This is a genomic window from Blautia sp. ZXY-1-C6, from assembly GCF_056339875.1.
On sequence record NZ_JBWJVQ010000021.1, the window covers coordinates 1 to 9844 of the forward strand.

Below are 9844 nucleotides of genomic sequence, written 5' to 3' on the forward strand. Positions count from 1 at the left end.
TCAGACCTTTCAGCGCATCCGTTGTCTTTCCCTTAGATCGGGCTTCCAGCATTTTTCCAACTGTGATCAGGGTAAGGATCATGGCTGCAGATTCAAAATAGAACTCCATCATGTAATTCATAACTGCCGCCGAATCTCCGTCTACCTGTGCCCTTGTCATTGCAAAAAGTACATAAACACTCCACAAAAAGGATGCCATGGAGCCAAGTGCCACAAGGGTATCCATATTTGGTGCACGATGCCACAGGCTCTTAAATCCGCTGACAAAAAATTTCTGGTTAATGACCATTATGATTCCGGCGAGAAGAAGCTGCACCAGTCCCATGGCAATATGATTATCATTAAACCATGCCGGAAGAGGCCAGGCCCACATCATATGTCCCATGGAAAAATACATCAGCACAAGCAGAAAGCCTACAGATGCGATCAGCCTTCGTTTCAGCGCCGGTGTTTCATGGTCTTCCAGTGCCTCCTCTGCCGCAGAAGCAGATATCTGCTCCCCGGATGCCCCCTTTAAGGATGCTCCGTATCCTGCATCCTGTACAGCCTTGATGATCTCACCTGAACCGGCAGTTCCCTCTACTCCCATGGAGTTGGTCAGCAGACTGACCGAACAGGATGTCACACCCGGAACCCTGGATACGGCCTTCTCCACTCTGCTGCTGCAGGCCGCACAGCTCATTCCGGTTACATTGTATTGTTCCATTTCTATTCCTCCTACGACTTGTTGTTCCTTACCTGATATCTACTGCTCTGTTGCTTTGCAGTTCCCAGATCTTTATTCTGCTGTACTCTGATGCTATAATAGTCTGAACACACAGCCTTCACTTCATCAGTTTCTGCAAAGTAGCCACCAGCTCATCAATCGTCTCATCCTTGCCCTCGCGGATATCTCTTGCCACACAGTTGCGGATATGGCTGGCAAGCAGTTCTTTGTTAAATGCGTTCACTGCTGCGTTGACTGCTGCGGACTGGATCAGGATATCGATGAACAGTACCGCATCAGATCCCCAGCAGACCGATAATCTCCTCGGATCTGTCCTTCGAGACGTTCAAGACGATTGATCAGCTTCTTCTTCTCTCCTCCTCAGAACGCATTGTGTGTTTTGCTGCAGCAGGACAGACTTTTTTCTCCTGTGTATCTGCCATATGGGAAATCCTCCTTCTGATTTTTATGCTACTCGGAACCTTTTTGTACTTGATTTTATGAGAAGATTTTTTGTCAGATGTGCCCGAATTTTTGAGGCGTACGCGGTGCGTACGTTGATAAAATGCGGGTGCATCTGGCGAAAAATCAGCCGTAAAAGCAAGTGCAATAAAGACTCCGAGAGTACATTTTTATAAATAAGCTCTGTTTTATCTAAATTTCTGAAACATATAACGATTTCAAAATACCCTTACGGGGTATCTTTACAGTAGTCACTATATACCCTTATGGGGTATTTGTCAATACTGTTTTTTCATATCGGAAACAAAAAAGATTAGTTACTGTGGACAGAGTAAGCAGCAGTAACACAAAAAAGAGCTCTCACAGAAAATAACCGCCGGTAATATTCTGCCGGCAATTATTTTTCGCGAAAGCTCAAAGACCTATACTCTATGCACTTTTCTTCTGACAAAATAAAAACAGGTGACCTGCATAATGATCGTCAGCATCCAGGATGCAGGATAGGAAATAAACAGAACAGCCAGTGATCTGTGATGCGGGAATATTCCAAATATCCATACGATCCTGGTTCCTACTGTTCCGATCACTGACAGGATCATTGGAACGCCGGAATGTCCCATTCCACGCAGGGCACCCGGAAACAGATCCATAATCCCGCAGAGAAAATAAGGTACGGTAGTGTAAGACAGGATTTCCAGTCCGCAGCGGATCACTTCCGGATCGGCAGTATAAATCTTAAGAATCTCAGAACCGAAGAAATATGCACCGCATCCAAGGGAAAAGGAGGTAACTACGGAAATAATAAGACAGTCGACCAGAACCTTATCCATACGTTTAAATTTATGCACACCATAGTTCTGACTGGTAAAGCTCATACATGCCTGTGTGACAGAGTTCACCGCCACATACAGAAAACCGAAAATATTATTGGCCGCCGTATACCCTGCCATGGCGGTCGATCCAAAGGAATTAACCGAGGACTGAAGCAGAGCATTTGACAGATTAATGACTGTGCTCTGGATCCCGGCCGGAATCCCAACCTGGAAAATCTGTTTTAAATAAACAGTATTGATCCTTAATTTTCCAAAATGAAGCTGGTAACTGGTTTTCGATGTACGCAGACATCTGAGTACCAGAATGCAGGAAATTAACTGGGAAATCACAGTAGCAATGGCTACGCCCGCCACATCCATATGAAACATGATCACGAGGATCAGATTCAGTACTGCATTTACAATACCGGAAATAACCAGAAAGATCAGTGGACGTTTCGTATCTCCTACAGCCCGCAAAATTGCAGCTCCATAATTATAAAGCATAAAAAACGGCATACCCAGAAAATAGATTTTCATATACAGTGCAGACTGTCCGATCACATCATCCGGGGTACCCATCAATTCCAGAGCCCATCTGGAAAAAATCAGTCCCACAAATGCCATGACGATACCGCTTACCAGTGCAAGAGTTACAGCCGTATGAACGGTATCTGACATTTCCCGGTCTTTTCCTGCCGCATAGAACCGGGCAGCAAGTACATTCGCACCAAGTGAGATACCAATAAACAGATTGGTAAACACATTGATCAGTGCTGTGGTTGAGCCTACGGCTGCAAGTGCCTGACTTCCGCTAAATCTTCCCACCACTATGATATCCACAGCATTAAACATCAGCTGCAGGATTCCGGACAGCATCAGCGGCAGTGAAAAGGAAATCAGCTTGTCCATGATGGTTCCGTTACACATATCTATTTCGTATTTATTTTGTTTCACTTTTATCTTCCACCCTCTATATCCAAATTGATATGGGCTTCTGTAGAAGTCCTTTATATTACTGTTCGTAAACAGTTAGTATTTTTCAATGTTTTTATTCTGCAAGGCTTCCGAAATAATAGAATCCCTTGCAGGTATCCAGTTTTACTTTTACATATTTACCGATCAGATCCTGACATCCCGGGAAATGGACCAGAAGGTTATATTCTGTTCTTCCTGTAAAGATACCTTTTTCTCTGCTTTCTTCCTCTACAAGGATCTCCTGAACAGTTCCCTCGAAACGGGAAGAAGCCTTTCGGCCTTTTTCCTGAACCAGAGCCAGAAGACGGTCAAAACGGTCTTTTACTACATCCTCAGGTACCTGATTCTCCATTTTGGCAGCAGGTGTGCCGCTTCTTTTGGAATAAATAAAGGTAAACGCAGAATCAAAATCGCATTTTTCCACAACGTCCAGAGTATCCTGGAAATCCTCTTCCGTTTCTCCCGGAAAACCTACAATGATATCTGTAGTAAGGGAAATATCCGGTACGGCATTACGGATCTTGTCTACAAGCTCCAGATACTTTTCTTTGTCATAACGGCGGTTCATGATCTTTAAGATTCGGCTGCTTCCGGACTGCATGGGAAGGTGAAGGTGATGGCACACTTTTTTGCTCTCTGCCATTGTCCGGATCAGTTCATCAGACAGATCCTTCGGATGGGAAGTCATGAAACGGATTCTCTTTAATCCTTCAATTGCTTCCACCTGTTTCAGAAGCTGTGCAAAAGTAACCGGATGTTCCAGTGTCTTTCCATAGGAATTAACGTTCTGTCCCAGAAGCATAACTTCCGTTACACCGTCAGCCACCAGACCCTTGATCTCTTCTATGATCGCCTCCGGTTCGCGACTCTTCTCTCTTCCTCTTACATATGGTACAATACAGTAACTGCAGAAATTATTGCAGCCAAACATAATATTGACACCCGTTTTAAAGGAATATTTACGGTCAGAAGGCATACCCTCCACGATTTCATCAGATTCCTTCCAGACATCAATGATCTGTCCCTCCGTATTTAAGCTTCTGTAGAAAAGCTCCGGAAACTTATGGAAGTTATGGGTACCGAAAACCAGATCAACAAAAGAATATTCTTTGTGGATCTTCTCAATTACTTCCGGCTCCTGCATCATGCAGCCAAACAATACAATCTTCAGTTCAGGATTCTTTTTCTTAATACTTTTCAGATGGCCAAGATGACCGTAAATCTTCAGGTTTGCATTCTCCCGGACTGTGCAGGTGTTATAGATGACAACATCTGCATCTTCTTCTCTGGATACTTCTGTATAGCCCATACGTTTCACGATACCGGCCACTGTATCCGTCTGCAGGGAATTCATCTGGCAGCCTGCATTCTGGATAAAGAAAGCTGGCGCCTTTTTATATTTTTCCTTCACAAGCTCTGTACATTTATTGATATATTCTAACTGTATTTTACTTTCCTGTGTATTATTATTCACTATTGATTCCTCATCTTTCTGTTTACAACATTTCGGGGCACTCTTTTTATCATACAGAATCTATGGCTTTATGTCAAACGCTAATCTCTGTTTTTACATGTTTTTATTACTTTTTATTTTCAGAGACTGTTTTTCTTTGACTGTGTGACGGATTTATGCGTTTGCCAATATGCCGCTGTTTAAAGAATAAAGATATTCAAGTGGAATCAGACGCAGTTCTTCCATATCGTCCTTGCGGTATTCCGGAATCTCAATTGCCAGAGAGGGCTGACGGATTACTTCCGCATAAAACTGTTCCGGAGATCCCATCTCAGGTTTTGCTCCGGCTTTTTTGACTCTCGCACCACCTGCAATCCCTTTTTCCAGACGATAGCCGGAACATTTCTGTAAATGCCTTGCCAGTCTGTAATTTTTCTGATTGTAGGCAAAGCCTTTCTCCTGTCTGCAGTAAACGATCTTCCCTCTGGAATAACTGAATGTAAGCAGGCCAAGGCTTGAATATTCCTGAAAAATGCTGATCAGGGCACGAGTCTCATTCTCACTGGCAGGCTCCTGATTCACTCTTTTCCGCTGATAATAATTAGTCGGAAAATTTCTGCGCAGATCAATTCCCCTGGCATTACATTCATACTCTTCCACAGGCCTGTCCTGCATTTTCAGCATCTGTCTGTGGATGGGATTATGTATGGCACCATATCCATATTCGCATATCTCATAGCTGTCAGGATTCAGCATGGGGATCATACAGATACGAACCTTATCCAGAAGTTTACGAACTTCATAACTTTCTCCGATGGTCCAGTTGCTTTCATAGGATCTGCAGTAATCTTTTGCAATGGACAAAAGATATTCCGGGAGATTTCTGTCTCCGCTTTCCACTCCGCTCAGACAGATAATGCAGGTATCACCCTTTCCAATCTCAAGCATGGGGATCATTCTGTCATCATGACTTCTTCCGATCACTCTGAACTGGACAAAATTTCCATATCTCTGTCCGAGTTCCCACAATGCGAAGTATATTTTTTCATAAGTTCCCATCTGTTCTGTTGACATACATTCTTTCCTCCTTTTTGGCAAATGTTCAGCAGCTTGGATCAGATTCCGGATTCTGACCTGTATGGACGGCTGAATGGCTGCCTTATTATTATATATATGAAAAGAGACAGGCCATAAGACCTGTCTCTTAAAAATAATTGGATTATATTTACATTTCTTTTTTACGTCTTCTTATCAGTACGTAACCACCTGCAAGAACAGAAGCTGCAGCAAGAGCCAGCATAGTTCCGATCGGTGATTCATCACCTGTGGATACTGCTGATTTCGCTGTTCCGTTTGCTCCATCTGCATAGGTGGTAGGAGTTACATCTGTAGTTCCTCCATCTGTAGTTCCGTCGCCGGATCCTGTTCCGTCTCCGTTTGTTCCGTTTGCACCTGGTGTGGTAGTGGCCTGTGTCAGAGGAGCTGCCTTGAACTGATAGGACAGAACTTCGGAAGCATCTGTTTCCTGCCAGTCATTTCCACTGTATACCTGTTTATTATATTTAATATAGATGGTATATGTTTTCTCTGTATCTGTATAAATACCATCCTTTGCACCAATCTTCCATGATGGATTCCATGAAGATGGATTGGAAGACATACTCCATCCTGAAGGAACCCATCTTACATCTCCCTCTCCTGGATTATTATTCTGTGTACCCGCACCAATTACCTTGAAGTCATAAAAAGTTTTGGGATAGAACACAAGTGCTTTCTCAAATCCCTGTACAACACTCTCTTTTACATCGGGTACTACCGGAGTATGAGATGGTGTAGGTATAACAGGACGTTCTTTTGGATTAGGCTGGAACATTACAGAGCCATAATTACTCTTATCCTTATCACTGATCACACATACATAAATATCAACATCATAGTCAGGAAGATCAGTAACTTTTGCTGTTACATTTGTATCAGCCTCAATAGGCGCGCCTACTCTGGAAGTATCGATTGTTGGTGCTTTCTCACCACGTTTTACCCAGTCAATATAATAGGTACCTTTTACATTTGACTGGAACTTAATTTTAACAGTACTACTTCCTGACCATTTGCATTCTTTTCCTGTTACTTTCAGTTTTTCTTCTGCAGGAGTTGGGGTAGGGGACGGTTCTGTTGTACTGACTAAAGTTCCGTCTTCTCCGATTTTAAGGCTGGAATCTCCCTCATATGTAATCTGAGAAAGAACATCTGTCAGTTTCACATCAGTAACAGCGTCATCCAGCTTTACTACTGTTCTTCCGGCGCTAGCCTCCTGAACAGCAACACCAATGGCAGAGCCTGTAACAGCACCGCTTACATTGATCACACCGTCTTTGGCAAGCACAAGGTTACTTGCAGCTTCAAAAGAATTTGTAACTGTATTTCCTGTAACACTTACAGTTCCACGAATATTGACAGTTCCCTCACTGTAAATCGCACCGCCTGCTGCTGCGGAGTTTGCTGTGATAGTACCACCCAGAAGATATACATTTGCACCGGCAGCATTGTTGACCGCACCGCCATTTCCGGTTGTGGTATTTCCTGTCAGAGTTGTACCGTCAATCAATGCATAATTACCACTTGCTACTTCTACAATCGAACCGGTAACGTCATCGCCTGTACCATCAACAGTTAAACTGCCTGAACCGATAGCATTTCCATCTGAATCAGTCACAGAACCGCCTGCCATCTGAAGATTACCACCATTAACAGTAAACATACTCTCAGTAAAGCCGGCTACACGTTTAATTGTAGTATTATCTTCAGCAGCAACCAGCATGATATTCTTCTTTTCAGGGACATTTATTGTATTGTTGACTTCAATGGTTCCTTTTAATTTTACATAAGTAGGTTCACCATTTATCATATCCTCACAGTCCGGTACTGCTGCGAACGCTTCTTCCAAAGAAGTAAAGGACTTTTCGCCAATCACAATCGCAGAACCTGCCTCAGCAGCCTGCTCATCAGTTTCTTCAGCAGCCGGTGCCTCTGTAGGATCAGAAGCAGCTGATCCTACAGAGGCACCGGCTGCTGAAGAAACTGATGAGCAGGCTGCTGAGGCAGGTTCTGCGATTGTGATTGGCGAAAAGTCCTTTACTTCTTTGGAAGAAGCGTTCGCAGCAGTACCGGACTGTGAGGATATGATAAATGGTGAACCTACTTATGTAAAATTAAAAGGAACCATTGAAGTCAACAATACAATAAATGTCCCTGAAAAGAAGAATATCATGCTGGTTGCTGCTGAAGATAATACTACAATTAAACGTGTAGCCGGCTTTACTGAGAGTATGTTTACTGTTAATGGTGGTAATCTTCAGATGGCAGGCGGTTCTGTGACTGATTCAGATGGAAATGCTATCGGTTCAGGCAGTTTAACTGTTGATGGTACAGGCGATGACGTTACCGGTTCGATTGTAGAAGTAGCAAGTGGTAATTATGCATTGATTGACGGTACAACTCTGACAGGAAATACCACAACCGGAAATGGCGGTGCGGTCAACAATGCTGCCGGTGCAAATGTATATCTTCTGGGTGGTACCATCCACAGCAAACTCCGCAGCAGCAGGCGGTGCGATTTACAGTGAGGGAACTGTCAATATTCGTGGAACTGTAAGTGTTACAGGAAATACAGTTACAAATTCTTTTGAAGCTGCAAGTAACCTTGTGCTTGCCAAAGACGGTGTGATCAATGTAAGCGGTGCTGTTACAGGCTCTGCCATTGGTGTTGCTGTTCAGGAGGCTAGCGCCGGAAGGCAGAAGTAAAGCTGGATGACGCTGTTACTGATGTGAAACTGACAGATGTTCTTTCTCAGATTACATATGAGGGAGATTCCAGCCTTAAAATCGGAGAAGACGGAACTTTAGTCAGTACAACAGAACCGTCCCCTACCCCAACTCCTGCAGAAGAAAAACTGAAAGTAACAGGAAAAGAATGCAAATGGTCAGGAAGTAGTACTGTTAAAATTAAGTTCCAGTCAAATGTAAAAGGTACCTATTATATTGACTGGGTAAAACGTGGTGAGAAAGCACCAACAATCGATACTTCCAGAGTAGGCGCGCCTATTGAGGCTGATACAAATGTAACAGCAAAAGTTACTGATCTTCCTGACTATGATGTTGATATTTATGTATGTGTGATCAGTGATAAGGATAAGAGTAATTATGGCTCTGTAATGTTCCAGCCTAATCCAAAAGAACGTCCTGTTATACCTACACCATCTCATACTCCGGTAGTACCCGATGTAAAAGAGAGTGTTGTACAGGGATTTGAGAAAGCACTTGTGTTCTATCCCAAAACTTTTTATGACTTCAAGGTAATTGGTGCGGGTACACAGAATAATAATCCAGGAGAGGGAGATGTAAGATGGGTTCCTTCAGGATGGAGTATGTCTTCCAATCCATCTTCATGGAATCCATCATGGAAGATTGGTGCAAAGGATGGTATTTATACAGATACAGAGAAAACATATACCATCTATATTAAATATAATAAACAGGTATACAGTGGAAATGACTGGCAGGAAACAGATGCTTCCGAAGTTCTGTCCTATCAGTTCAAGGCAGCTCCTCTGACACAGGCCACTACCACACCAGGTGCAAACGGAACAAACGGAGACGGAACAGGATCCGGCGACGGAACTACAGATGGAGGAACTACAGATGTAACTCCTACCACCTATGCAGATGGAGCAAACGGAACAGCGAAATCAGCAGTATCCACAGGTGATGAATCACCGATCGGAACTATGCTGGCTCTTGCTGCAGCTTCTGTTCTTGCAGGTGGTTACGTACTGATAAGAAGACGTAAAAAAGAAATGTAAATATAATCCAATTATTTTTAAGAGACAGGTCTTATGGCCTGTCTCTTTTCATATATATAATAATAAGGCAGCCATTCAGCCGTCCATACAGGTCAGAATCCGGAATCTGATTCAAGCTGCTGAACATTTGCCAAAAAGGAGGAAAGAATGTATGTCAACAGAACAGATGGGAACTTATGAAAAAATATACTTCGCATTGTGGGAACTCGGACAGAGATATGGAAATTTTGTCCAGTTCAGAGTGATCGGAAGAAGTCATGATGACAGAATGATCCCCATGCTTGAGATTGGAAAGGGTGATACCTGCATTATCTGTCTGAGCGGAGTGGAAAGCGGAGACAGAAATCTCCCGGAATATCTTTTGTCCATTGCAAAAGATTACTGCAGATCCTATGAAAGCAACTGGACCATCGGAGAAAGTTATGAAGTTCGTAAACTTCTGGATAAGGTTCGTATCTGTATGATCCCCATGCTGAATCCTGACAGCTATGAGATATGCGAATATGGATATGGTGCCATACATAATCCCATCCACAGACAGATGCTGAAAATGCAGGACAGGCCTGTGGAAGAG

General features: G+C 43.2%; 9 protein-coding genes and 1 pseudogene. 4 read left to right on the top strand and 6 right to left on the bottom strand.

Annotated features, from left to right (window positions below):
* The 6 genes and pseudogenes from AC075J_RS00945 to AC075J_RS00970 all read right to left on the bottom strand — a co-directional run.
* Positions 1-706: cation transporter (locus AC075J_RS00945; RefSeq protein ID WP_476389855.1), on the bottom strand; the 706-nt coding region annotated here is incomplete at its 3' end.
* A 118-nt stretch (positions 707-824) separates the two neighbouring features.
* Positions 825-1149, bottom strand: a pseudogene (locus AC075J_RS00950) (metal-sensing transcriptional repressor).
* A 441-nt stretch (positions 1150-1590) separates the two neighbouring features.
* On the bottom strand, positions 1591-2910 hold the full coding sequence (locus AC075J_RS00955; RefSeq protein ID WP_118341926.1) for an MATE family efflux transporter: 1320 nt from the start codon (positions 2908-2910) through the stop codon (positions 1591-1593).
* A gap of 121 nt (positions 2911-3031) precedes the next feature.
* Positions 3032-4432, bottom strand: coding sequence for a tRNA (N6-isopentenyl adenosine(37)-C2)-methylthiotransferase MiaB (gene miaB / locus AC075J_RS00960; RefSeq protein WP_476389856.1), 1401 nt, complete (start codon positions 4430-4432; stop codon positions 3032-3034).
* Between the two features lie 153 nt (positions 4433-4585).
* Positions 4586-5485 (bottom strand): M14 family zinc carboxypeptidase, encoded by a 900-nt coding sequence (locus AC075J_RS00965; protein ID WP_008703215.1) that lies wholly within the window; start codon positions 5483-5485, stop codon positions 4586-4588.
* Between the two features lie 151 nt (positions 5486-5636).
* Positions 5637-7382 (bottom strand): LPXTG cell wall anchor domain-containing protein, encoded by a 1746-nt coding sequence (locus tag AC075J_RS00970; RefSeq protein WP_476389857.1) that lies wholly within the window; start codon positions 7380-7382, stop codon positions 5637-5639.
* Between the two features lie 142 nt (positions 7383-7524).
* Between AC075J_RS00970 and AC075J_RS00975 the strand changes: the two genes are divergently transcribed.
* The 4 genes from AC075J_RS00975 to AC075J_RS00990 all read left to right on the top strand — a co-directional run.
* On the top strand, positions 7525-8034 hold the full coding sequence (locus tag AC075J_RS00975; protein WP_476389858.1) for a hypothetical protein: 510 nt from the start codon (positions 7525-7527) through the stop codon (positions 8032-8034).
* Complete coding sequence (locus tag AC075J_RS00980; RefSeq protein ID WP_476389859.1) at positions 7967-8212, top strand: hypothetical protein; 246 nt, start codon at positions 7967-7969, stop codon at positions 8210-8212. The genes AC075J_RS00975 and AC075J_RS00980 overlap by 68 nt, the downstream gene beginning before the upstream one ends.
* Before the next feature lie 23 nt (positions 8213-8235).
* Positions 8236-9270, top strand: coding sequence for an LPXTG cell wall anchor domain-containing protein (locus AC075J_RS00985; protein ID WP_476389860.1), 1035 nt, complete (start codon positions 8236-8238; stop codon positions 9268-9270).
* A 151-nt stretch (positions 9271-9421) separates the two neighbouring features.
* On the top strand, positions 9422-9844 hold a 423-nt coding region (locus AC075J_RS00990; RefSeq protein ID WP_476389861.1), incomplete at its 3' end, for a M14 family zinc carboxypeptidase.